The 20,810-nt window shown below is 37.8% G+C and carries 30 protein-coding genes; 13 read left to right on the top strand and 17 right to left on the bottom strand.

Translation table 11 applies throughout. The features are described from left to right. Positions 1-42: 42 nt before the first annotated feature. Both HWN40_RS06470 and HWN40_RS06475 read right to left on the bottom strand, forming a co-directional pair. Positions 43-648 carry a hypothetical protein gene (locus tag HWN40_RS06470; protein ID WP_176964972.1) on the bottom strand — a complete coding sequence of 202 codons (606 nt, stop codon included), beginning with the start codon at positions 646-648 and terminating at the stop codon, positions 43-45. Positions 649-787: 139 nt separating this feature from the next. Beyond that, positions 788-1,219, bottom strand: a complete 432-nt coding sequence (locus HWN40_RS06475; RefSeq protein ID WP_176964973.1) for a VOC family protein — start codon at positions 1,217-1,219, stop codon at positions 788-790. A gap of 283 nt (positions 1,220-1,502) precedes the next feature. Between HWN40_RS06475 and HWN40_RS06480 the strand changes: the two genes are divergently transcribed. Beyond that, on the top strand, positions 1,503-2,288 hold the full coding sequence (locus HWN40_RS06480) for a helix-turn-helix transcriptional regulator (RefSeq protein WP_176964974.1): 786 nt from the start codon (positions 1,503-1,505) through the stop codon (positions 2,286-2,288). An 8-nt stretch (positions 2,289-2,296) separates the two neighbouring features. Here HWN40_RS06480 and HWN40_RS06485 read toward each other — a convergent pair whose 3' ends face one another. The 3 genes from HWN40_RS06485 to HWN40_RS06495 all read right to left on the bottom strand — a co-directional run bounded on the left by HWN40_RS06485 (position 2,297) and on the right by HWN40_RS06495 (position 4,361). Then, positions 2,297-3,013, bottom strand: a complete 717-nt coding sequence (locus HWN40_RS06485; RefSeq protein WP_176964975.1) for a hypothetical protein — start codon at positions 3,011-3,013, stop codon at positions 2,297-2,299. A gap of 112 nt (positions 3,014-3,125) precedes the next feature. Further along, positions 3,126-3,506, bottom strand: coding sequence for a pyrimidine dimer DNA glycosylase/endonuclease V (locus tag HWN40_RS06490; protein ID WP_176964976.1), 381 nt, complete (start codon positions 3,504-3,506; stop codon positions 3,126-3,128). Positions 3,507-3,932: 426 nt separating this feature from the next. Further along, positions 3,933-4,361: a hypothetical protein gene (locus HWN40_RS06495; RefSeq protein ID WP_176964977.1), complete on the bottom strand. Its 429-nt coding sequence runs from the start codon at positions 4,359-4,361 to the stop codon at positions 3,933-3,935. 211 nt (positions 4,362-4,572) lie between these two features. Between HWN40_RS06495 and HWN40_RS06500 the strand changes: the two genes are divergently transcribed. Then, positions 4,573-5,358 (top strand): helix-turn-helix transcriptional regulator, encoded by a 786-nt coding sequence (locus tag HWN40_RS06500; protein WP_176964978.1) that lies wholly within the window; start codon positions 4,573-4,575, stop codon positions 5,356-5,358. Positions 5,359-5,425: 67 nt separating this feature from the next. On the opposite strand, the gene HWN40_RS06505 is transcribed toward HWN40_RS06500, so the two are convergent. After that, complete coding sequence (locus tag HWN40_RS06505) at positions 5,426-6,292, bottom strand: glycine betaine ABC transporter substrate-binding protein (RefSeq protein ID WP_176964979.1); 867 nt, start codon at positions 6,290-6,292, stop codon at positions 5,426-5,428. Between the two features lie 469 nt (positions 6,293-6,761). On the opposite strand from HWN40_RS06505, the gene HWN40_RS06510 reads away from it, so the two are divergent. Continuing rightward, a complete protein-coding gene (locus HWN40_RS06510; protein WP_176964980.1) occupies positions 6,762-7,556 on the top strand; it encodes a helix-turn-helix transcriptional regulator in 795 nt (264 codons plus the stop codon). Between the two features lie 33 nt (positions 7,557-7,589). On the opposite strand, the gene HWN40_RS06515 is transcribed toward HWN40_RS06510, so the two are convergent. From HWN40_RS06515 to HWN40_RS06540, 7 genes are all read right to left on the bottom strand, one after another. Next, positions 7,590-8,354, bottom strand: coding sequence for a formylglycine-generating enzyme family protein (locus tag HWN40_RS06515; RefSeq protein ID WP_176964981.1), 765 nt, complete (start codon positions 8,352-8,354; stop codon positions 7,590-7,592). Between the two features lie 188 nt (positions 8,355-8,542). Next, on the bottom strand, positions 8,543-9,145 hold the full coding sequence (locus HWN40_RS06520) for a hypothetical protein (RefSeq protein ID WP_176964982.1): 603 nt from the start codon (positions 9,143-9,145) through the stop codon (positions 8,543-8,545). 199 nt (positions 9,146-9,344) lie between these two features. Further along, positions 9,345-9,734, bottom strand: coding sequence for a DUF2023 family protein (locus tag HWN40_RS06525; RefSeq protein ID WP_218165493.1), 390 nt, complete (start codon positions 9,732-9,734; stop codon positions 9,345-9,347). 614 nt (positions 9,735-10,348) lie between these two features. Next, positions 10,349-10,840, bottom strand: coding sequence for a class I SAM-dependent methyltransferase (locus HWN40_RS06530; RefSeq protein ID WP_218165494.1), 492 nt, complete (start codon positions 10,838-10,840; stop codon positions 10,349-10,351). Then, on the bottom strand, positions 10,813-10,998 hold the full coding sequence (locus HWN40_RS13475) for a hypothetical protein (protein WP_218165495.1): 186 nt from the start codon (positions 10,996-10,998) through the stop codon (positions 10,813-10,815). The genes HWN40_RS06530 and HWN40_RS13475 overlap by 28 nt, the downstream gene beginning before the upstream one ends. A gap of 143 nt (positions 10,999-11,141) precedes the next feature. Beyond that, the gene (locus HWN40_RS06535; protein ID WP_176964983.1) at positions 11,142-11,435 is read right to left on the bottom strand and encodes a DUF427 domain-containing protein; all 294 of its coding nucleotides are present in this window, start codon (positions 11,433-11,435) and stop codon (positions 11,142-11,144) included. A gap of 308 nt (positions 11,436-11,743) precedes the next feature. After that, positions 11,744-12,052: a (2Fe-2S) ferredoxin domain-containing protein gene (locus tag HWN40_RS06540; RefSeq protein WP_176964984.1), complete on the bottom strand. Its 309-nt coding sequence runs from the start codon at positions 12,050-12,052 to the stop codon at positions 11,744-11,746. Between the two features lie 302 nt (positions 12,053-12,354). On the opposite strand from HWN40_RS06540, the gene HWN40_RS06545 reads away from it, so the two are divergent. Continuing rightward, the gene (locus HWN40_RS06545; RefSeq protein ID WP_176964985.1) at positions 12,355-13,140 is read left to right on the top strand and encodes a helix-turn-helix transcriptional regulator; all 786 of its coding nucleotides are present in this window, start codon (positions 12,355-12,357) and stop codon (positions 13,138-13,140) included. Positions 13,141-13,185: 45 nt separating this feature from the next. Here HWN40_RS06545 and HWN40_RS06550 read toward each other — a convergent pair whose 3' ends face one another. Next, positions 13,186-13,782 carry a flavodoxin family protein gene (locus tag HWN40_RS06550; RefSeq protein WP_176964986.1) on the bottom strand — a complete coding sequence of 199 codons (597 nt, stop codon included), beginning with the start codon at positions 13,780-13,782 and terminating at the stop codon, positions 13,186-13,188. Positions 13,783-13,947: 165 nt separating this feature from the next. Between HWN40_RS06550 and HWN40_RS06555 the strand changes: the two genes are divergently transcribed. Both HWN40_RS06555 and HWN40_RS06560 read left to right on the top strand, forming a co-directional pair. After that, positions 13,948-14,481, top strand: a complete 534-nt coding sequence (locus tag HWN40_RS06555) for a helix-turn-helix transcriptional regulator (RefSeq protein WP_176964987.1) — start codon at positions 13,948-13,950, stop codon at positions 14,479-14,481. Between the two features lie 151 nt (positions 14,482-14,632). Further along, entirely contained in the window at positions 14,633-15,010 is a 378-nt protein-coding gene (locus HWN40_RS06560; protein ID WP_218165496.1) for a cupin domain-containing protein, read from the top strand. Positions 15,011-15,014: 4 nt separating this feature from the next. Here HWN40_RS06560 and HWN40_RS06565 read toward each other — a convergent pair whose 3' ends face one another. Together HWN40_RS06565 and HWN40_RS06570 are read right to left on the bottom strand one after the other, a co-directional pair. After that, positions 15,015-15,365 (bottom strand): hypothetical protein, encoded by a 351-nt coding sequence (locus HWN40_RS06565; protein WP_218165497.1) that lies wholly within the window; start codon positions 15,363-15,365, stop codon positions 15,015-15,017. Between the two features lie 401 nt (positions 15,366-15,766). After that, on the bottom strand, positions 15,767-16,126 hold the full coding sequence (locus HWN40_RS06570; protein WP_176964989.1) for an FIMAH domain-containing protein: 360 nt from the start codon (positions 16,124-16,126) through the stop codon (positions 15,767-15,769). 383 nt (positions 16,127-16,509) lie between these two features. Between HWN40_RS06570 and HWN40_RS06575 the strand changes: the two genes are divergently transcribed. Both HWN40_RS06575 and HWN40_RS06580 read left to right on the top strand, forming a co-directional pair. Further along, positions 16,510-16,728: a hypothetical protein gene (locus tag HWN40_RS06575; protein ID WP_176964990.1), complete on the top strand. Its 219-nt coding sequence runs from the start codon at positions 16,510-16,512 to the stop codon at positions 16,726-16,728. A gap of 175 nt (positions 16,729-16,903) precedes the next feature. Beyond that, complete coding sequence (locus HWN40_RS06580) at positions 16,904-17,041, top strand: hypothetical protein (RefSeq protein ID WP_176964991.1); 138 nt, start codon at positions 16,904-16,906, stop codon at positions 17,039-17,041. A 176-nt stretch (positions 17,042-17,217) separates the two neighbouring features. Here the strand turns inward: HWN40_RS06580 and HWN40_RS06585 are convergent, their stop codons facing one another. Continuing rightward, positions 17,218-18,051, bottom strand: coding sequence for a TrmB family transcriptional regulator (locus tag HWN40_RS06585; protein ID WP_176964992.1), 834 nt, complete (start codon positions 18,049-18,051; stop codon positions 17,218-17,220). A gap of 176 nt (positions 18,052-18,227) precedes the next feature. Here HWN40_RS06585 and HWN40_RS06590 point away from each other — a divergent pair, with 176 nt between their 5' ends. The 5 genes from HWN40_RS06590 (at position 18,228) to HWN40_RS06605 (ending at position 20,588) form a co-directional block, all read left to right on the top strand. Next, positions 18,228-18,977 (top strand): class I SAM-dependent methyltransferase, encoded by a 750-nt coding sequence (locus tag HWN40_RS06590; protein WP_176964993.1) that lies wholly within the window; start codon positions 18,228-18,230, stop codon positions 18,975-18,977. A gap of 71 nt (positions 18,978-19,048) precedes the next feature. Continuing rightward, positions 19,049-19,174, top strand: coding sequence for a CRISPR-associated endonuclease Cas1 (locus tag HWN40_RS13525; RefSeq protein WP_246276005.1), 126 nt, complete (start codon positions 19,049-19,051; stop codon positions 19,172-19,174). 151 nt (positions 19,175-19,325) lie between these two features. Next, the gene (locus HWN40_RS13530) at positions 19,326-19,508 is read left to right on the top strand and encodes a hypothetical protein (protein ID WP_246276006.1); all 183 of its coding nucleotides are present in this window, start codon (positions 19,326-19,328) and stop codon (positions 19,506-19,508) included. Further along, complete coding sequence (locus tag HWN40_RS06600; RefSeq protein WP_246276007.1) at positions 19,509-20,087, top strand: GNAT family N-acetyltransferase; 579 nt, start codon at positions 19,509-19,511, stop codon at positions 20,085-20,087. A 78-nt stretch (positions 20,088-20,165) separates the two neighbouring features. Further along, on the top strand, positions 20,166-20,588 hold the full coding sequence (locus HWN40_RS06605) for a CRISPR-associated endonuclease Cas1 (RefSeq protein ID WP_246276008.1): 423 nt from the start codon (positions 20,166-20,168) through the stop codon (positions 20,586-20,588). Positions 20,589-20,810 lie beyond the last annotated feature (222 nt).

Genomic DNA, 20,810 nt, shown 5'->3' on the forward strand with positions numbered 1-20,810 from the left:
GAAGAGTGAAAAAACGTAAAAATCTAAAACTTAATCAGGCATCTATTCAGGAAAGATATCCTCAAGATAACTTGCCAGAACCTGCTGGACATTAGTATCCTTTGCCTGTGTTTTGCCACATTCCATGTATTCCATGATGAATTTAGGAAAAACATAGACCCAGCCGCCGTCTTTACTATCCATAATAGCACGGAGTTTGCTGCCCCCGGCCATCAGGGCAAAATGAAGCTGGGAAAGGCTTGTCATCCTGTCAGGTACTATCATGACTATGGAGCCTGTGAAGAAATTGTAGATCAGGGACTCTTTAATAGCAGGGTCATACTCAAGGGTGAATTTGGGATTGGAAGCTGTGTTTTCCTTAAAGTAATTGAGTGCATCATCATAAAGCTCACAGCTGCGGGTAAAAGGTGGGATGAACTGCAGGGTATCAGATCCATCGTTAAATGACAGAGAAGCCGGATTTTTGTCAACTGCATCCTGGATATCGGATTCAATGATGTTGAAGTCACTGGTATCTTCCAGTATATCTGTCACCGGTACTGAGAAAGTAAGAGGTTCTTCACGTACCCTGGATGCAGGATGGTTCTCACTGTACTGGGAGATCATGGCTTCGATCAGAGCATGCTTTATGGGTGCTGGTAATTTCATAACAGAGGCTTCCTCAATTGTTATTGAATGAACGGAAAGCCATTACTTATCTTATTGTATTTATAATTTTTGTAATTGGTATTTTTGTGATGCTTACGTCTTAGACTAAAAAATAGTTATGCCTGTCGATACCAAATCATTAATCACGAGCTTTGGATTCACCTACTTCAATTAGATAACCATCAGGGTCCGTCATATAGCAGCGAAATTCTGACTTGTGTTCTTTTGGCTCTGTTATAAACTTAGCACCACGTTCCTTCCGCGTTCTGTAAAAGTCCTGAATATCAGCCACCCGAATGTTCAGAAAGATACTCAGAACATCCTGGTCATGTTTAACAGAAACTGTAGTCTCAGGCTTATCATCTGTCGGTTCACCGCCACCGATGTTGAGAATTATCCAGCTGTTCGCAACTTTGATAATACAGGGCGTTCCTCTGGCGTCTGTTTCAAGAACCATTTTACCATCAAGCATTTTCGTGTACCATTCACATGAGGCTTTTACATCACTTACTATCAGTGTGTGAGCAAGCACAAAACCTTCAACTGGTGCCGGGAAATCACTTTCATTCATATTATTTTCTCCAGATTTCTGTGTACTTTTTACTATGCTGCCAGGGTAAGGATATCCTTTGCGAAACTGGGATACAAATTAAAGCTCGGTATCACTTACCTGTAAAAAATCCGAATAGATATTATTGACGGACAATTTCGGAAAACGATGACAAGAACACTTGATATGTAATCAATTTCATTTGCTACTCAGTAGTTTAGTTTATATAGTAAGGTAACTTAGTTGCGTAAGTTAATTTATTTAAAAGAACATATCATTAATTATAAGACAGGATGGCAGTTAAATGAAAAGAGAATTGCTTGATGTGGTATTTGCGTCTGAGAAGAGAAAGAACTTTCTCCTGCTGCTAAAAGACGGTCCTCAGGAGATGGAAGATATTCTCGAGTCTCTCGACACCACCAGGCAAAATCTGCTACCCCAGGTCAAGATTCTTGAAGAGAACTATCTTGTCAGGCATTATGATGATAGTTACGAACTAAGCATGATCGGCAGCATGCTTGTTGATGAAATGGTTCCTTTGCTGGAGACGATTGATGTTTTCGATTCCAATATTGATTATTGGGGTACGCGTAAACTTGATTTTATTCCGTCCCATCTTCTGGATAAACTTGATCAACTTAACATTTGTGAAATAATAAGTCCTCCGATCACAGAATTATATTCTTTCCATAAATCCTTCAATCCGAATTTTGAAGTGTCTTCCAGGGCCTGTACAATAACAGCATTCCTTTATCCTAAAGCATATGAGCTCTTTACAGATATGTTCGAGCATAATATGACTTTGGACTTTATTGTCACAAGGGAATTGCTTGCTAAAATAAGAAAAGAGCACTGGGAAGAGTTTTCTGAGCTTATTGAGAATGATAACTTCAATATGTACGTATACAACGAGAAAATGGACTTACTTTTTCTGGTATTCGATGAAGTTCACCTCTTAATGGCCATGCTCAAAAATACCGGAGAATTCGACCACAAATTTATCGCGTGTAAAAGTAAGTCCGCAATTCATTGGGGACAGGAATTGTTTGAATACTACCAAGAGCAGTCCACTCCGGTTACTGAAATCTAGAAGATCCATCATGCAAATAAGCCTGTAAGTGATCTTATAAATTCGACGAATCTTGCGGTAAAGCTCTCTTTTTCCTCTAATGTTTTTTCACTATGATCTGTGATATTTGAGTCGTTTAATTTATTTGTGGTATTCAACACAGGTGTATTATCGCTTGAATTGCTGAAATCATTCCTGATAGTTTCAACTTCATCACTATCATCAAGTTCTATAGAAACATCTGTGGTATCGTTACCGGTCATATTCTCATAATCAAAAAAGTCATCACGATTGTCTTTTAATATGGTATATACTCTGATCACGTTTGTTTTGTCTGGAATGAAATGGAAATAAGTACCTTTTTCCCATTCTTCTAAAAATACATCCGGGAAATCCTCATGATAGGGTATTGTCATAGTGTTATTGGTAATTTTCAGCTCATATGTTTTATTAATCTGTGCTTCATGAATCAGAAGCGTATTACCTTCAATTTTATAGTTGGTCATGTGAGGCTGCACACTAAAACGAGGTGAAGGTGAAACAATGACCATTCCCCATTCCGGGTAATTTCGAGAATAGTTTAAGGCATGGTCGACACATATCCAGTCGTCCTGGTTTTCAGGCAATGAATCCCAGTTGTTTCTGTATGAATCATAGTCAATGGTATTGTTGTCCTGATCAGCAGCAGAAATAGGTACTGCCAGTAAAAGCAGTGTGATTAATGCGATTATGATACTTGTTTTCATAATATTACAAAAGTAAATATATTGAATTCTACTTAAAGGATTCTGTGGAAAAGAGAGGAGTTTTTATCTAACTAGTACAGTTCTCTAACGAAGTGTTGACTCTCCATCTGAACTATCTGCCTTTTGAGGTTTTTGATTCATTAATTGTGGCTCTAATCCTTAGGGCACACTCATCGCATCTCTCCAGAAGATCCCGAACACTGCGATCAACATCTACCTCACCGGAATATTCAGTTTTATCTGAATATTGCTTTAGCATTTCCGAATCTTCCTCAGAGATTTCGGATTTATGCTTGTATCCGCGCTTTTGCATTTCCTGTGCAAGTTCATTGTGGCGCTCGACTATCCTGTCAAGATCTACCAGACCACCGTCCAGATAACCGGCTATCGGTTTATTATTGCGTATTGCACCAACGAACATATGCATCTCAAGATGCTCTCCAAGCAGGTGATTACGGCACAATAACTCTGGATCGACGTCCCACATTCTCATTATTTACACCTGGCAGATATTACTATAAAAATACTGCTACTGACGTTGTTCTGACTTAATCAAGTTTGCTTTGCCAGTTCTTTTTCCACATACTTCCTTATTACAACAAGTAATCGATCTCTAAACCGGCTAAATAACTGCTTTACCAGCGTATCAGTCTGACCTATCAGATTTGTAAACATTCTTCCCACGCATAAGCGCCTCTTGAAGATCTAAAATCAATTCACACTTCTATCTCAGAGGTATATGATATATGTGTAAGCAAAGTTACATAGGAAGGTTCAGAAAGAGTTTTTGTGATAGCACTTTGCAATCACTGATATTAGTAACGGAGGACTAATAAATATGGTTTCAGCCCCAGGTTTAAAATGAATATTGATTCATTTTAGGGCCATCAAGATAGAACCAAAGTAATATTTATAATATTTATCCATACAGGTCAGCATAGTACTGTTCATCTTTTTTGACAGGATATTTGCTTCCTGTTATTTTTTCGATCTCCTGACCCAATGAATTCAACAGGCCGGTCAGTTCCCACTCGACTAACTTCAAATTCTTTTCATTGGCCAGTCTTTTAGCCTGAGGAGGTATTTCCAGTATTTTCTGATAGAGCCCCATCTTTCGGGAATTTTCCAGCATCAATTGACCTATTTCAGGTTCAAAGGCTTCCTTTTTTTCAATTTCCATTCCCAGATTTTGTAACATCTGACTGTATGTCCATTTTTCCAGTTGTGTCTGACCATTGAGCCCCTCATGTCTTGTCTGATCACATAGCCTGATCATAGGGACGAGTAAGTCTGCATCTCTGGTCAAAATAAGCATTACTTCACCGGAATCATCATTCTTTACAACCACATAGAATCCCCCTTGAATTCATTTTTAAGATTAATAGCTGTATATCATATTGAAAAACAACGGTATATATTTGTTTTGGGATTCAGATAGTTTTGGAAGAAAATGTACCTGGTGTAACAGGAATGATTTATCTTATAGAAACATTATATTTTCTGTAAGATGTTGATCATGAATCTCGATCGGATATTTTTACTGTAGAGGAAGTAACTCAATGAAGAAACAGATGCTTGATGTTATATTTACATCGGAAAAAAGGAAGAATATTCTTCTCGTATTAAGGGACAGACCTGAAAATATGGACACTCTTCTCAGGCTGCTGGATACAAAAAGAACAGCACTACTTCCACAAATCAGGATTCTGGAAGAGCACCATCTTGTGACTGTTTCTGACGGTCTATATAAGTTGACTACCATAGGCCGTCTGCTTGTCAATCAGATATTTCCTCTGCAAACGACTATAAATGTTTTTGATACTGATATTGATTACTGGGGAACCCATTTTATTGATTTTATCCCCTCTCATCTTATGAAAAGGATAGATGAACTTGGTCCGTGTGAAGTGATCAAACCTCATGTTACAGAACTATATGATATCAACAGGGAGTTTTATGATGCGACCAGGAAATCTCAGTCTCACTATGTTGTCACAACATTTCTTCATCCGAATTTTGCGGAACTGGCCATTGAATTGATCAATAACGGTGTTGCTTTGAACTTTATACTAGCTCAAGATCTGTGGCACAACTTATTAAAAAACCATAATGCAGTTCTATCAGACTTTATTCAGAATGAACTGGTAAACATTTTTGTTTACCCGGAAAAGATGGATTTCCAGTTTGTTTCCATTAACGAATACCAGACAATGCTGGCTTTGTTCAAGAATAACAGTGAAGTTGATACAAAATATCTTTTATGTAAAGGGAAAGACAGTTTCAGGTGGGGGAAAGATATTTTTGAATACTATCTGAAGGATTCGACACCAATCTCAGAAATGTAAAATTATTCCTTTTTCAGTGATCGTTTACCTTAAACAATAAAAAAAAGTATGTGTGAGGAAGATATCCTCACTGGGTACCAAGTACCTCATCTGCCTTTTCAGGGTTTTCTGCAAGCCATTCAGCTGCAGCTTCATCCGGTGTCTTACCTTCATCGATGGCGATCATCAGTGATTCGATGTCGGAAAGATCCATCTCGAAGTTCTGGATAAGCTGGTAGAATTCAGGGTTATCCTCTTCAAAACCGGTCCTTGTAAGAATGATCAGATCGTCACTTTCTCCGTAAACACCCTGAGAGTCTTCAAGGAATTTCAGACCATCGATACGTGCAAAACTCCAGTGTGGTCTCCAGAGGGTTACTACTACCCATTCTTCGTTGTCGATCTTGTCCTGAAGTTCTGTGGTCATTCCTACGGTACTGCTGGAATAGAGTTCGTATTCTTCAAGGTCATAGTCTGCAATGCAGCTTTCCGTATTCTGCATTATACCTGCTCCTGGCTCGATACCGCCGATCTGGTTGTCGAACTTGCTGGCATTGCCTTTAAGCTCATCGATGGTGTCGATGGGTACGTATTCAGGGACCACGAGTCCGCATTTTGCACCTGATGCCACGACCTGTGCCTTGTTCAGATCATCTCCGTATTTCTCCCAGTAAGGTGCCTGGGTCGCAGGGAGCCATGCGTGGATAAGCACATCGAGGTCACCCTGTGCAGTAGCCTGGTAGAGACCACCAAGATCTGCACTTACGATCTCATATTCGTATCCTCCTTCATCGAGGATCTGTGTGAAAACAGCAGAAGCTGCCCGTGAGTCGTCCCACTGGACAACTCCGATCTTCACTTTTTCAGTTGTTGTTGATGTTTCTGCTGCTTCTGCTTCTCCGGTATCATCCTGAGTATCTGTACAACCAGAAACTGCTATGGCAAGTATAACCATAAAGCAAGCTAACAATTTTACGTATTTATTTTTCAACTACTTACCTCCGTTGTTTTTTGTTTTTGAGTCAGATAGTTATTATGCGGCGCTAACCGCTATAAAGTGAAATAGTCAAACCTTGTGTAGTTCCTGTTTTCCATATACAGGGGAAAAATACTTTCTGCGTTTTTTGCTTTCAATATTTATATGGTTACGGCTATTGATTATGTTTAAACCGCTATTTAGTGCAATCTCATTTTATTTAAGTTGTTCGATTTAAGTCTTAGAACAGAGTTCTAATAAAGCTTTTTTTGACAAATACAGTAATAAAATGACTTTTCAGTGAAAGATAATACAGGAATCCATAATTTTTGAAGTCAGAAATATGTTCATTTGTTCATTAAGTTCCACTATATTTTATTTAAGTCATTACAGCATATACTTCTGTGATGAAAAGAATTTATCTGTGAATCCATTTGGATGTGGCTGGATGGGAAAACAATTGCTGGATATTATTTTTTCCTCAGAGAAGAGAAAGCGTGTCCTCTTATTATTGCAGGACGGACCAAAGGAAACAAATACCCTGCTCAGATCACTGGATACAAAAAGAAAATCTTTGCTTCCGCAGATTAAGGTTCTGGAAGATAATAACCTTGTTTTCCACTATAAAGATACTTATGAGCTAACCAGTATCGGTAAAGTTGTTGTCGATAAAATGAGTCCTCTGGTAGACAATATCGAGCTTTTTGAAAGTGATATTGATTACTGGGGTACACACAGGCTTGATTTCGTTCCAGCAGTTTTACTTAAGGAAATGAGACAGGTGAAAAACTGTACTATACTACAGCCGTCACTGACTGAATTATTCGAGCTTAATAGAAGATTCATGGAAGAAACATACAATTCAAGTCATCTATGTACAGTTACTACGCTATTCCATCCACAGTTCAGGGATATATATTTGAAATTAGTTGACTCAGGGGTAAAGATCTCACTGATCATTTCAGATGAGCTGTTCCGGAAGACTAAAGCAGAAAAGTACAGTGACCTCAAACAAATCATGAATCAAAAATCGGTAGATATCTTTGTTTACAATAAGCCGATAAAACTTGCCAGTTTTTCAGTGAATAATCATTCCCTGATCCTCCGATTGCTTGCTACTGAAGGCCAATATGATAATCGATATTTGATACTGGAAGGACAGGGTGCTGTCAACTGGGGAAAAGAAGTGTTTGATTATTATCTGAAGGAATCCATGCCTATTACTGAAATTCAGCAAGCATGAAGCTCAGATGTTTTCTATAACAATGTCTTGCATTTACACTGATCTGAAAAGACGAAAACCAAGGGAATAATATCCATAGTTCGGGTGGAAACTGCTGCGATAGGACGACTTGCATTTACCGGGATAATTGACCCAGCTTCCTCCATGCAGTACCAGCCCCGAGCCAAATCCCGTTCCCAGAGAAATAGCAGCCTGAGAAGCTTTGTATCTTCTATGATACCTGTCACGACACCATTCCCATACATTGCCATGCATATCGTACAGTCCCCAGGCATTCGGTTCCTTCAGACCCACAGCATGCGTCTTATGTCCTGCATTCTCATAGTACCAGGCATATTTGCTTAATTGTGATTCATTATCTCCAAAATAATATTGTGTTGTAGTACCAGCCCTACAGGCATATTCCCATTCAGCAGCGGATGGGAGACGGTACTTATCGTTTCCTTCTTTTTTGTTCAGTTTCGCTATAAACTCCTGCACATCATACCAGGAAACACATTCTACGGGTCTGTCATCTCCTTCAAAACACGAGGGATCGGTACCCATCAAATTTTTCCACTCTTTCTGTGTTACTAAATATTTTCCCAGATAGAATGGTTTTGAGACTATCACCTTATGAACCATTTTTCTGTCTTCATATCCCTTCAAACCCACCTGAATCTCACCTGCAGGTACAAGTACAAATTCCATGCCAAGGGAATTCTTTACAGATGCAGCAGGCTTGTGCTGTTTTTCCTCTGAGTCATCCATTATTCTATCGACCATAGTTGAGCTTTGCTTTGAAAACTTTCCTGTCATAATGACTTACCGGATTATACTTAGCCTTTACATCTGTGAATCAGGAAGAAAGCTAATTCCGAATAATGTAAATTGTTCTGCCTTTTGCTGGCTTACAGACAGGAATAGACTAAACTGACCCCGTAAATTTATGGGATTAGGATTTGATATGCAGGAAATCATGAAAAGAAGAAGGCTCAGAACTTAATCTATGAGTCTTCCTTGATTTCTAAGAGCCTATTTACAAAATCCTCAATTTGCTTCAGGTCATCTGCCCTTATGTGATTATAAGAAGCAACGGCATGTACTTTGCAATCGCTATTGATGACCTTGTGTAATTCACTGATATCTTTAATTATATCATTCCTGTAACTGAAAATATCATTAGCGAACTTACTGAAAAAGTCGTATTTATAATAATGGCTGTCTATGGAGTATAATGAACTGATGATTCCTTTCGTCATTCCCACAGGTTTCATTTGTACTCTGTATTCCTTATGATCAGGCTTGTCATCATTCCACAGGACAGCTATTTCCTGACCTTCTTTGACAAATTTACAATTCTCAAAAATATCGACCTTATATTCAAAACCATTGTACTGGAGTGTTTTAGTCCATCTCCATCCTGAATGACTGTGTACGATCCCTGTAAGATTTATATTCTCAACGATATACTGCGGGTTTTCCATTTCCATTCTTCTTGAATAGACAAGATATTCGGCAACTTCATTAAATCCCCAGCTCAAAATCACATCATTTGCTTCCTCAGGCTCCAGATGAATCTCATCTGCTGAATCATGCGAATTGGTCATATTTATCACCCAATTTATAATCTAATATGATAATTGGTCTGAATAGCTTTACAAGTTTTGCATTGGTAAAAAGTTTAGATTCAGGTAAGTGCACCGAAGTCAGGAGCCATTTCACTTATCCTCCTTATAATCCGGGTCTGTTGCTGTCCAGTTAGAGCGAGCATGTCTTTCAACCAGGCTATCTGATATTTTTTAAAAATTATGCAACTGCTTCGGCAGCCAGATTGGTATTCTTTCTTTTGAGATATCGTTCACATTGTTTCAACGTATCATAACCAAGCATTATTCCCAGCATGAAATCTTCTTCATCTGTAAATTCAGAAAGGTTTTTCTGGCCGATTCTTTTGAGAACGCTTATGCACTTCCTGTCCCCAAAGAATACGTTTATCTTTTGATCTGAAAATCGCTGAATGAAATAATCCACATTCTTTTTTTCAAGCAACTTTACTATCTCTTTTTCAAAATTAACACTGGATGTATGCAGGACAAGATGCCTTATACCTTTCTGGTATTCGTAAACGTGGTGTCGTAACACCTTCATATTGCCATGATGATGTGTCCGCAATATCTCTTCATTAATATTGTTCAATCACATCCCCTCCGTTTTATCAGCTTATTCATGGTCTGATAGATTATCATGAACTAAAACCTCAGAATAATCTGTTCTTGTCCAGATCCTGAAGCGTCTGAATCTCTGATGTGTCCTTCTTGAAAGCTTGCATTCCACGATTGAATCCTCCGAATAAGTTAAATCTCTGAACTTCCTGGTTTGTGCGATTTGCTTTTTTATAGCTTCTTAATCATTCACTTGTAGGTATGACTACATGTTTTTTGTAAGGCTATATTATTCATAAAATATAAGCCTGTTGGGTAGGCTAATATTTTTAGCAGCGGTGAAACCCCTTGTTTATATAACGATTTCAAAAATCGGGTAAAAATAAGGATTTGGTGTATACCCATTATATGACACCTTTTCGAAGTGTTTGGAGGCTATCAGGCAGCATAGTTGAGAGACCATACTTTAAAATGACAACAGGAGTGGTTTTTCTTAGGCAGATCGGTTACTGCCTGATAGCAGATCCTATATTGACTTGTAAGTATTTAAATTTATAGGTATGGCTAATATTAGTTTGTAAGATTAAATTAAGTCATTCTCGTTACTATACCTGCTTGATTAAACGTGACAGTGCTTACTATGTTTTTTCAGTCTTTTATTCCAACTGATAAGTAAACAAATCCCCAGTACATTTCACTCAGAGACGATCTCTGGAAATACATCTCAACAGATTCCCACGGATGTCTGTGTCTGAGGTCTTTCCTGACACCAAAAGGCTTTGTTAGCAATATCATCAGGGGTGCGAGATATCTCACATAACCCCCCGGCATTCTGAAATCAAGAATTGCAATTCTGCCACCCTTTTTCAGAGATTCACTGCAATTTCTGATCACCATGTCATAGTCAGGAGACAGTGTCAATGCAAATGTTGAGAAGACCGCATCGACACCATCCGGTATATTGTATCGGGCAACATCACCGTGAAAGAACTCAACATTGTTCCAGTTATTCTTCCTGACACGCTCCCGGGCTTTTTTCAGCATTTTGTCAGTTATGTCCACTCCTATGATCTTTCCCTCGTTCCCGATCTTTTCCTGAAGCAATGGAAAGTTCAGACCCGTACCACAACCCAGTTCCACGACAGTATCACCTTTACCGGGTCAAGTGAGTCAATCGTAAGGGCTCTGTAATGATGAAATCTAAAACCGATCAAATAATACAGGCTGGCACTGATATCGTAGTTTTCAGCTCTTTTCCTGTAAAGATCTGCAACCTCTTTTGGACTTAATACTGACAAATTATCCCACCGGCATGATATAGTTTATATTTTGGATCCGGAAGGCTAAAAAGGTTCTTGTGTAAGATTGAAGGCTCAAATGGATGTGTAAGATAAGATTAAAGGTGGTCGATCTAATGCTGCTTCATTGGAATGTTAACTGATCAAACAGATAATTCCACATCTTTCCTAAAAGCGACAAAGTTGCTAAAATCTCTTGCATGGGTTTTGTAATCAGTATAATACCATGCCCCATTTTTACAGACTTTATCACCAATTACAATATCATAATAGTTGATCTGTCCTTTTTCATCTTTAGTATGATGGTCGTTTTCTTTTAAATATTGCATATTCAGATAATCACGGTTGAAATACTTGGTTCCATCAATCATTACGAAATCATTTGTTTTTCCAAGTTGTGTACCGTTTAATTTAATTTCCCATTTTAATCTTACCATTATGCTCAATCCCTGAATTATTGATTACCTGTTTGTTGCAAATTCATCAGACAGGCGAATATGTCATTACCTTCTGCTTATTTAGAAACGGATATAACATTACTCATGTCATCCTATCAATCCCGTTGATTGAAACAACAGAAAAACAAAATATCAAGTCCTTATTTAGATTAATAGGGTTGATTTTATATTTGAAATTAGAATAATTTAATGTTTGAAAAATGAACAAAAAATGATTTTTGTCGGGTAAATAAGAAGCGAGTCATTCAGGATAATTGAACGATTCGCTTTATAGTATCATATTTAATTTAGGATATTACTAATCTTTCTACGACTGAACCTTCCTCCACTGCATCAAGTATCTCATCGATATCATCTTCAGTTACCTCGCCATACCATGTCTGTTGTGGGTAGATCATTACTATCGGTCCCTTCTCACAAATACCAACACACCCGGTCCAGGTAACCATTATTTCACCTTCCAGATCCCTGTCCATTACTTCCTCGGTAAACATCTGTACCAAATCATGTGAGTCCTTGTTCTGGCACGCGCCCTGTACCTTTCCATTTAGTCTTGTGCTTCCACAAATAAAGATATGATTTTCTGGTTTTTGCATGATAAGCCTCCTTGAGCTGTTCTGAGCTATGTCTTTAAGAAAAAGACATGTACACGGAAGGCAATTACTTATGTTATTATATTTAACTATTTGTATTGCTACTTTGGTCAGATAAATAGCGCATCCGGGAGACAGGTTGAAACTTTAAGTTATATCCGTAGGGTTTCAGACCATTTGAATAAAGAACACAATCATGTTGCTGGTACGGAAGATTGTATCAGATTTAACTTATATACATTCAAACATATATTCCATTATAGAGAGCAGTGTGTAGCTCGATATTTTTATATGGATGTGCCTGGATGAGTAAATCATTAATTGACATCATATTTACTTCTGAAAAGAGAAAGTGTGCTCTTCTACTATTGAAAGACGGCCCCCTGAAAATGGATTCGCTTCTCAGTTCGATGGAAACAAAGCGCCAGGCTTTGCTTCCGCAGTTGAAGGTATTGACAGATAATCATCTCGTTTATCATCATGGTGATGAATACGAGTTAACTGTTATTGGTGAGATGATAGTCGACAAAATTTCCCCTTTACTGAACACTGTAAATGTTTTTGATACTGATATCGATTACTGGGGAAGCCATGACATTGACTTCATACCGCCGCATCTTTTAGAAAGAGTATATGAATTAGGCCAGGGTAGAGTTATAAAGCCGTCCATTGCAGATTTCTACGAAGTCAATACGAAGATTGTTGAAACTACGATGAAATCAAAATCAATGCGTATCATTTCGTCTTTCATACATCCTGATTCTTTTAATAAAATTGAAGCTTTCATCGCAAGCGGTGTAGAAATAACTATAATCATAACCAGAGAACTCTATGAGAAATTAAGAGTTGAAAATTACGACGAGTTTAAGCTGTTGCTGGAAAATGAGAAGATCAGAATTTTACTTTATCCTGATAAAATCGGTTTCATTGCCTTTACACAAAATGCTTATTGTAATTTTTTCAGGTTGCTGTCAAAAGAAGGTCTCTATGACAATATGCTACTTTTTTTCTGCAATCCGGAGGCTCTTGAGTGGGGAAACGAATTCTTTGAATTCTACCTGAAGGATTCCACCCCAATTATTGAGATATAAGACTCAGAATAAGAATAGAATAAAAATTTTATACCGGCTTATATTTCAACGGATACTGGCAGCAAATTCTTTGCCGGCAGAAAATGCTTTTTTAATAATATCATCGTTATTAAGAACCTCACCTTTACTGAAGCAGCCGGTAGCCTGGAACTTGTCAAATATCTCATAACCAAGTGCCTCAAGCGGCATTGCAAGGGCTTCAAGCGTAAATCCCATTTCCTCAGCCTTTAATTGCTCACAGACAGAAAAGACAAGCGCTTTTCGACCCTGATCTGCAAGTTTGCTTGAGTAAGGCCCGGGACGTTCCTCAGAAAACACGTAGAAAGGGTAAAGGCGGTCAATAAAGGCTTTCATTGCAGACGTTACATTATAGTTATAAGTAGGAGAACCGAGTATGAGACCTTTACAGTCTTCGATTTCAGGATAAAGAAGCTGCATACCATCATAGAAATTTGTACAGTTTCCATCCTTTCTGCAGGATTCACAACCGATACAGGATTCAATTGAATAATCCCGCAGCAATACCTTTTTTGTTTCGGCTCCTTTCGACGCTGCCCCCTTTAAAAAACTATCAAGAAGGATATCGGTGTTCCCGTTTTTCCGGGGGCTTGATCCGACCCCGAGAATTTTGACTTTATTCATATTATAACCTACTATTCCCATAGATCTCAATAATACTTATATATGAACCACCACAAAAAATGGTATGGGAGTAGTTTAGCAGGTCAGATTTACCAAAAAGCAAAGCCTGCAGAAGTTATTGTAAATATCAATAAGAAAATGTGTTACTAAAAAGGATGTGAAGACATGGAAAAAGACAATGATTACTGGAGTGGCCATAAGCTTGAGTTCATTCCATCTCAACTTTCTGAAAGGATATCCGAACTTGAAAACTGTACACAAACGGAAGTATCCGAATCACAGGTATCCGATCAGGACGATTATTTCCTGGCTGAAGCAAAGAAATCAAAAAATCTGTTAATAATTACAAATTTCCTATCTTCTGATTTCAAACCGGTTCTTACAGAGCTTGTGAAAGAGGATACGCAGATATCTCTTATCGTTTCAGAAAAGCTTTACGAGAAAATTGTGCAGGAACAATATTTAGATCTCGCAGATATAATAGAGATCAAAGAGATTCAGGTTTATCTATACCCGGATGAAATCGAGCTAGGGTCCTTCATACTGACTGACGAAAAGCTAATGTTGAGATTATTAACACTTGAAGGTGATTACGACAATAAAAGAATGACCTGTTCTGGTGCTAGTGCGCTTGAATGGGGAAAGGAAGTATTTGAATATTATATGAAAGATTCAGTATCTGCCGATGATATTGATTAAGCGTACACCGTAAATAAGTATATAAGTAGAGTTGTTGACTGTGAAATAATAGTCATCTATATTCAACTTTTTATTTTGTTTTTTTAAGTGGTGAAATCTGGCAAAATCATGCCAATGATTTATTCTTGAATTGTGAAAGGGGGATAAAATAATGAAAGCATCAAAGAATGATTTACCGAAGACCATGGAATCAAAGGAACTGATTACCAGAGAAGCAGAATGGGGAGATATGCATGTGGGATATGAGACCTATGATAAGGATTCTGAGTGGGAACCATTGCATAAAGGCCTGCCTGATGATCTGTGCCAGTGTCCTCACTGGGGATATTTGCTCAAAGGCCGCATGAAGGTAAAATATAAAGACCACGAGGAAATCGTCAATGCAGGAGAGGTATATTACATGGAGCCCGGTCACGTACCGTTTATGGAGGCAGGTACTGAACTTATGGAATTTAGTCCAATGGCCGAGTACACGGAAACAATGGAAGTTATCAATCGAAATTTTGACCTGATGCAGACAAAAAAGTAAAGCATCACGTAAGAAGCAGTGCAACCAAAATAGAGAGGTTTATGAGGGTGCCGAAAATGGCATCTTTCCATGCGAGCACGGTCAAAACCAGGGAGTACGTGGCTGCAGCGAATAACCCGGTTTGCCACCAATCCTGATCCGTGAACATACCGTAAGCTGCAATGGTAAAAGCGATTGTTGCCACCAGCCAGACAAAGCCCAGCACATAGACCCCTTTTTCTCCGATATCCATCGCACCACCCAGAACTTTAGTGGAATAGTGCTCATGCAAACCGATCTTCCAGAAAGTGATGACACCGAACAGATGAATTAACCCATGCAGCAGGATAATTGTTGCAGCAATTTTCAATAACATAATATTCCATCGTGTTTGGATTGATTTGAATGGGCGTTTATCAATGATAGGATATAGCTTTTTTGAAATGTTTTAGCGATGTTTGAGAGAATTTTCCGGTGAGAAAGTGTATAGATATTGAGTTTTTTATTCTGAATGGAAGAAGGTGGGGTTGTCTACATTGGTAAGTGAGCAAACAATATTGATAAACAGGTTTTTGATGTGAAGAGGGCTCAAGAATTCATCAATAAAAATGAGATAATGAACGATATTCCTCTTATTTTTTGCTCTTAGGTTGTGTTAATGAGCAGACATCTCCATCTCGATGGAATTAACGTTCATGGACAGACAGTAGCAAGCTGAATAGTCAGATTCATCCTGAGTTCTCATATCAGGACAAATAAAGACTTAACAAAGCGTTTTTACAAATTCTCGATTACTATCTGTGTATGTTGTATTATATGGCTGGCAACCTCAGGTGTTATATTTTTAGAGCTCTGTGCACTCACCTGTTTGATCAATGCATTAAGGATGTTGCTCGCGGTATCAACTTGTCCCCTATCTCTCGCCGCCTGAGCTGCATCTACTTTAGCCAAGAGGCTATTATAGGTTCCTTGGTTAGATATATCACCTTGAGAGTAATGATGATTTATACACTCGTTGAGCCCCTCAATAGTCGGAGGGCATTCCATTTCATTTTGTGCTGAGGCAGGGGATATATATGCAATTGTTAATACTGTTATAAGTGCCATCAGCAAAAAAATATTCATTATACGTGCCATATCTCAATTTTTATTTCTTATGTGATATAAGCTTTAAGAAAGACTTTTGCTACTCTCCTTATAGCGCAAATCCTACAGACAATAATTTTGATTCGTGTACCCTTTTCATTTAATTCTAATATATGATTTTACACACGTGTTTTTCAATAGATTACTGAGGTATGTGATCTGCTCCAGATAAATTAGAACCGTCAAAACTCAAATCATCCAGACCGTAGAATGGTATAAATTCCTTTCGATTCTACTGATAAAGCCTATAATCCCTATGAAGGCAATGATAACTTCTTTGCTATCATGTTTTGATCTTAAGGAGTGTGTTAAGTATAAATAGACAGTTGTTCCTATATTCTGTTTAGGAACAGTTTGACAGAAGGTGAAGCATAATGATGGGCTGCAGTGTATATGGGACTTATGACTCTTTTTGGAGCTTGCTTTTGAACATACTTGTTATTCTTATAATTGTCGGGCTGGCATTCTTTCTTATCAACAGATCTTATTTGGTGGATTCAGGAAACAACGAGCGCTTTGCAAGACTAGAGAAAGATTTCGAAGATATAAGGAGAACAGTTGAAGATATAAAGGAAAAACTGGATGAGATTTAGAGTGCTGGTATATTATCTGAAGATTTCACGTTATGTATCTCAGAAAATCATACTTCTTAGAATAACTTTTTAGAATCTCAGGTAAGTAAGAAAAATTCAATTTTTATATATACTTTTTTTAGTAACTTATTAATTGGTTTAAACGCTGAGTAGATAACACACGGGAGATGAACATATGGGGTTACTCAATCGCTTGACGCGGTGCGATTTTTATTCAAAGTGTACACTGGCAAAAGACGAACACACATGCAACCACGAATCAGAAGCACAAGAGCATTGTGGCAAGTACTGGAAACATGTAGAGAACGAATAGATATTTTTATGCAAACGCTCACACTATTATGAGTATGTAGTTAACAAGAAAAAATTGGAATCTTTAAAATTATTTTGTTATCAATCAAATTGCAGTTCATTCTAAAAGTATTATGCAACAATTAATGTGGTTACAAACCAGCAGGCATCAATAAGAAGCTCATAACCCGGACAAGTTCATGTAAAATTGAATTGCTTCCCCTTAGTCCAGAGGTCGTCGAATTTAGCCTTGAAACGCTTTGTATATGACTCATCATGAATTTGAGTCATACCGAGACTAGTACCTGCGTCAATCTGATCTTCAATATCAAGGAAGAGGATCTTTGAATCAAAGATCACGAAATCATGCTTTGTTTCCAGGATTCTTATTTCCAGGAACTCCTTAGAACGATTCTTCACAGATTCATCTTCAATTGAATTAATAAGTTCTTTTATTGCCGGCAACAGTTGAGAGTAAGAATCCAGAATTTTAACATGAATACCACGCTGTGCCAAATTTAAGTAAGCCTTGCTGAATACTGACATTGAATCATCATATTGTTCTGATACTCCTGGCTTATACTTACTGGGAGTAACAACACATATTTCATGCTCAATGTCCTCAAAAAATGAATTAACTGTCTCTTCTAGTTCATCATCATGGAACTTGTCGGGCCAGAATATTGTTTCAACTTGCTTTGGTGAATCGTCACTGGAAAGTTGCCGTTCAATTTCAGCAAATGCCTCCCTGAGCAATTTGAGCTCATTGAGTGCTTCTTCTTCTCTTCTTTTGTACATTAGCTCAAAAGCAATTTTCGGATCAACGGTCCTGTATTTTCGTGGCCTTGAAGGTTTTATCTCCACAAGGCCATACTTGTTCAGATTCCTTAAGATCTCATAGATTCTTCCAATGGGAACTCGTGATAGCTGTGATAATTTACTTGCTTCCAGATCTCCTTTTTTCAAAAGCGTCCAGTAAACGGAGCTCTCATATTTGTTTAAACCGATATTTGCAAGTAACTTTTCATCCATTTTTTTCACTACTTCTGAGTTTATTGTAAAGTAAAATCGTTATTTATTCTGCGTGATATTAAGAATCACTGCTTGAACATATAAAATTGTAAGTATCAATGTAATTGCCAAAAAGTCATATTGACTTTATTACATATCCATATCAAGCAACATAAATGATGAGTATAGGTGCGAAAATGGAATCACCGATTTTTGAGATATTTGATGGGTTACCCAGACAGGGTCCGGGTAGTAACGAATGTACTGAAAGAGCCTTTAATATGCTTTCTTCCCTTCCTGCAGGTACTAAGATCCTTGATATTGGATGTGGTGTAGGTATGCAGACGATACACCTTGCCAGTATCTGCAAGGACTGTCATGTCACTGCAACTGATATTTACCAGCCTTTTCTGGATAAACTGATGGAAAATGCAGCTAAAGAAGGCCTTGATGACAGGATCACCACAGTTTGTGCTTCCATGGATGAACTTCCCTTTAAAGCAGGAGAATTCGACGTAATCTGGGCAGAAGGCTCCATCTTTATCCTTGGTTTTGAAAAGGGAATCAGCTACTGGAAACAGTTCCTGAAAAGTGGTGGCTATATGGCAGTGACAGAGAATACATGGTTCACGGACGAACCTTCTCCGGAAGCTGTTGAATTCTGGCAGGAAATATATCCTGGTATCATGAACATACCTGACACTGAAAAAGTTATCACGGCAGCAGGATATGATGTCATTGATCATTTTAAACTGCCAGTTTCTGTCTGGTACGAGTTTTATGACAATCTGGAAAAAAGAGTTGATGAAATCAGTGATAGCTATAAAGGAAACACTGAGGCAGAAATGATACTTGAGTTTAATAGAAGAGAGATAAAACTCTTCAGAGAACGCCCGGATGAATATGGTTATGCGTTCTACATTTTTCAGAAGAATGCAAATAAGTGATCTGTTACTGATGAACAATTAAATGATCCAGAGACTCAAAAGGAACAGGAGCAGGTGATAAAACTAATGTTATGCTCAATTATGGTTACTCGCTGCTTGAGGCTGAATGTCTGAGAGCCATTAACACAGTTTGTCTTGATTCTCATGTTGGTTTCTTGCATGAGATGAAGCTCACAGATGAGTTCAATGCTAGATGAATTCCAAAGTTGAGTACAGGAAAAAGAATACTACTTGTGGAAGTGTTCTTTTGTTGAAGGCTAGGAATTAGCTCAATGCTTAGTAGGCAAGAGGAAATCTGTTGAATTCAGCAAACCTGCTTACATTGGGAAGAGAGACGATACCGATCTATTGAGGAAGAAGATTCTTATCATCAGTTATACAGAATGGAAGAAAATAGGGTTCACAAAAGGTACTTCACACTATAAGAAGAAGAAGAAGAAGAAGAAGAAGAAGAAGAAGAAGAAGAATTCCGAAGCTGATAAGCCTTTTAGTTTGAATGCTCATGTTAGGGAAAGGCTGGAAAGCCTTTAAATGAATCATACATTATTACTAATGATAAAAATGAAAGATGATATTCATATCAGGGAAGCAAAAGAATCTGATTTTGATGATGTAATGCATGTAGAAAAAGAAGCATTTGGTTATGAGAAGGAGGCAATCTTAGTATCGGAACTTCTTGAAGACAAAAGCGCAGCACCAGTTTTATCGTTGTTGGCTTTTAAGAACGATGAAGCAGTTGGACATATTTTATTTACAAAAGCAACTTTAAATGGAAAAACATCTCCGTTAATTTACCTTCTTGCACCTCTTGCAGTAAAACCACAACATCAAAAAAAAGGAATAGGTGGAATGTTGATCAATGAAGGTTTGGAGAAATTGAGAAAAATTGGCGCTGAAATGGTATTTGTTCTCGGACATGAAAGTTATTATCCAAAGTACGGATTTAAGCAGGATGCCGGAAGTATGGGTTTTGATGCACCTTATCCGATTCCGAAAGAACACGCAGGTGCATGGATGGTATATCCTTTAAACCCAGAATCTAGTGATAAAGTTAAAGGCAAGGTTATTTGTGCTGATGCTTTGAATAAGCCGGAGCATTGGAGAGAATGAAAGGTTTATTCTGTGTATTTGTAGTGAATGCCGCAATAATAGTTCAGCTTGAATGCTCACGTAGGTTTTTTGCATGAAATGAACACTGGAAAGAATAGTCTGGCCTACGACCTGCAAGAACCTTTCAGGTTCTTAGTGGATTTTGCAGTTTTAAGTCTCATAGAACGAGATTGCATGGAAAACAAGGATTTCATTAGAACCGAAAATTATTCCTTGCGCCTGAGGCCCACTGGGGCTAAGAAACTAACTGAAGAAATCAATCTATGGTTCAACAAGAGAGTTATCTACAAAGGGAATATGTCAATGTGGAGTTATGTCATGTTCCTAAAAACTAGGGAATTAGCTCAGTATCTAGTTGGTAAGAGACAGGAGACAAATTTTGTAGAGCCTCAATATGAGACAAAGAGACAGGATACAAGCGACATTAGACAGAAAATACTCAGTATTTCATATTCTGATTGGAAGAAATTAGGCTTTTCAAAAGGAACATTGCATTCATGAAGAAAAATGCGAAAGCAGATACGCCTTTTACTCTTAATGCTCATAATAAAGAACGTCTGGATAAGTGGGAAAAACTTGTTGCCCATGGCTGATTATAGTTTATTTTGAATATTTTTCTTTTACTTTGGTGTTTAGTGAAAAATGTAAATGATGGAATGATAAATCTCTAACTGTGTAATTAATCAAACATTAGATTTAATTATTATCTAATTCTGTAAAGTT

It is taken from the genome of Methanolobus zinderi, from assembly GCF_013388255.1.
GTDB classification, from domain to species: domain Archaea; phylum Halobacteriota; class Methanosarcinia; order Methanosarcinales; family Methanosarcinaceae; genus Methanolobus; species Methanolobus zinderi.

Bases quoted from the DNA above. Each gene is read 5' to 3' on its own strand.
- HWN40_RS06470 (WP_176964972.1), bottom strand. From the start codon at position 648: ATGAAATTACCAGCACCCATAAAGCATGCTCTGATCGAAGCCATGATC.
- HWN40_RS06475 (WP_176964973.1), bottom strand. From the start codon at position 1,219: ATGAATGAAAGTGATTTCCCGGCACCAGTTGAAGGTTTTGTGCTTGCT.
- HWN40_RS06480 (WP_176964974.1), top strand. From the start codon at position 1,503: ATGAAAAGAGAATTGCTTGATGTGGTATTTGCGTCTGAGAAGAGAAAG.
- HWN40_RS06485 (WP_176964975.1), bottom strand. From the start codon at position 3,013: ATGAAAACAAGTATCATAATCGCATTAATCACACTGCTTTTACTGGCA.
- HWN40_RS06490 (WP_176964976.1), bottom strand. From the start codon at position 3,506: ATGAGAATGTGGGACGTCGATCCAGAGTTATTGTGCCGTAATCACCTG.
- HWN40_RS06500 (WP_176964978.1), top strand. From the start codon at position 4,573: ATGAAGAAACAGATGCTTGATGTTATATTTACATCGGAAAAAAGGAAG.
- HWN40_RS06505 (WP_176964979.1), bottom strand. From the start codon at position 6,292: ATGGTTATACTTGCCATAGCAGTTTCTGGTTGTACAGATACTCAGGAT.
- HWN40_RS06510 (WP_176964980.1), top strand. From the start codon at position 6,762: ATGGGAAAACAATTGCTGGATATTATTTTTTCCTCAGAGAAGAGAAAG.
- HWN40_RS06515 (WP_176964981.1), bottom strand. From the start codon at position 8,354: ATGACAGGAAAGTTTTCAAAGCAAAGCTCAACTATGGTCGATAGAATA.
- HWN40_RS06520 (WP_176964982.1), bottom strand. From the start codon at position 9,145: ATGACCAATTCGCATGATTCAGCAGATGAGATTCATCTGGAGCCTGAG.
- HWN40_RS06535 (WP_176964983.1), bottom strand. From the start codon at position 11,435: ATGGTAAGATTAAAATGGGAAATTAAATTAAACGGTACACAACTTGGA.
- HWN40_RS06540 (WP_176964984.1), bottom strand. From the start codon at position 12,052: ATGCAAAAACCAGAAAATCATATCTTTATTTGTGGAAGCACAAGACTA.
- HWN40_RS06545 (WP_176964985.1), top strand. From the start codon at position 12,355: ATGAGTAAATCATTAATTGACATCATATTTACTTCTGAAAAGAGAAAG.
- HWN40_RS06550 (WP_176964986.1), bottom strand. From the start codon at position 13,782: ATGAATAAAGTCAAAATTCTCGGGGTCGGATCAAGCCCCCGGAAAAAC.
- HWN40_RS06555 (WP_176964987.1), top strand. From the start codon at position 13,948: ATGGAAAAAGACAATGATTACTGGAGTGGCCATAAGCTTGAGTTCATT.
- HWN40_RS06560 (WP_218165496.1), top strand. From the start codon at position 14,633: ATGAAAGCATCAAAGAATGATTTACCGAAGACCATGGAATCAAAGGAA.
- HWN40_RS06565 (WP_218165497.1), bottom strand. From the start codon at position 15,365: ATGTTATTGAAAATTGCTGCAACAATTATCCTGCTGCATGGGTTAATT.
- HWN40_RS06570 (WP_176964989.1), bottom strand. From the start codon at position 16,126: ATGGCACGTATAATGAATATTTTTTTGCTGATGGCACTTATAACAGTA.
- HWN40_RS06575 (WP_176964990.1), top strand. From the start codon at position 16,510: ATGATGGGCTGCAGTGTATATGGGACTTATGACTCTTTTTGGAGCTTG.
- HWN40_RS06580 (WP_176964991.1), top strand. From the start codon at position 16,904: ATGGGGTTACTCAATCGCTTGACGCGGTGCGATTTTTATTCAAAGTGT.
- HWN40_RS06585 (WP_176964992.1), bottom strand. From the start codon at position 18,051: ATGGATGAAAAGTTACTTGCAAATATCGGTTTAAACAAATATGAGAGC.
- HWN40_RS06590 (WP_176964993.1), top strand. From the start codon at position 18,228: ATGGAATCACCGATTTTTGAGATATTTGATGGGTTACCCAGACAGGGT.
- HWN40_RS13525 (WP_246276005.1), top strand. From the start codon at position 19,049: ATGCTCAATTATGGTTACTCGCTGCTTGAGGCTGAATGTCTGAGAGCC.
- HWN40_RS06600 (WP_246276007.1), top strand. From the start codon at position 19,509: ATGAATCATACATTATTACTAATGATAAAAATGAAAGATGATATTCAT.
- HWN40_RS06605 (WP_246276008.1), top strand. From the start codon at position 20,166: ATGAACACTGGAAAGAATAGTCTGGCCTACGACCTGCAAGAACCTTTC.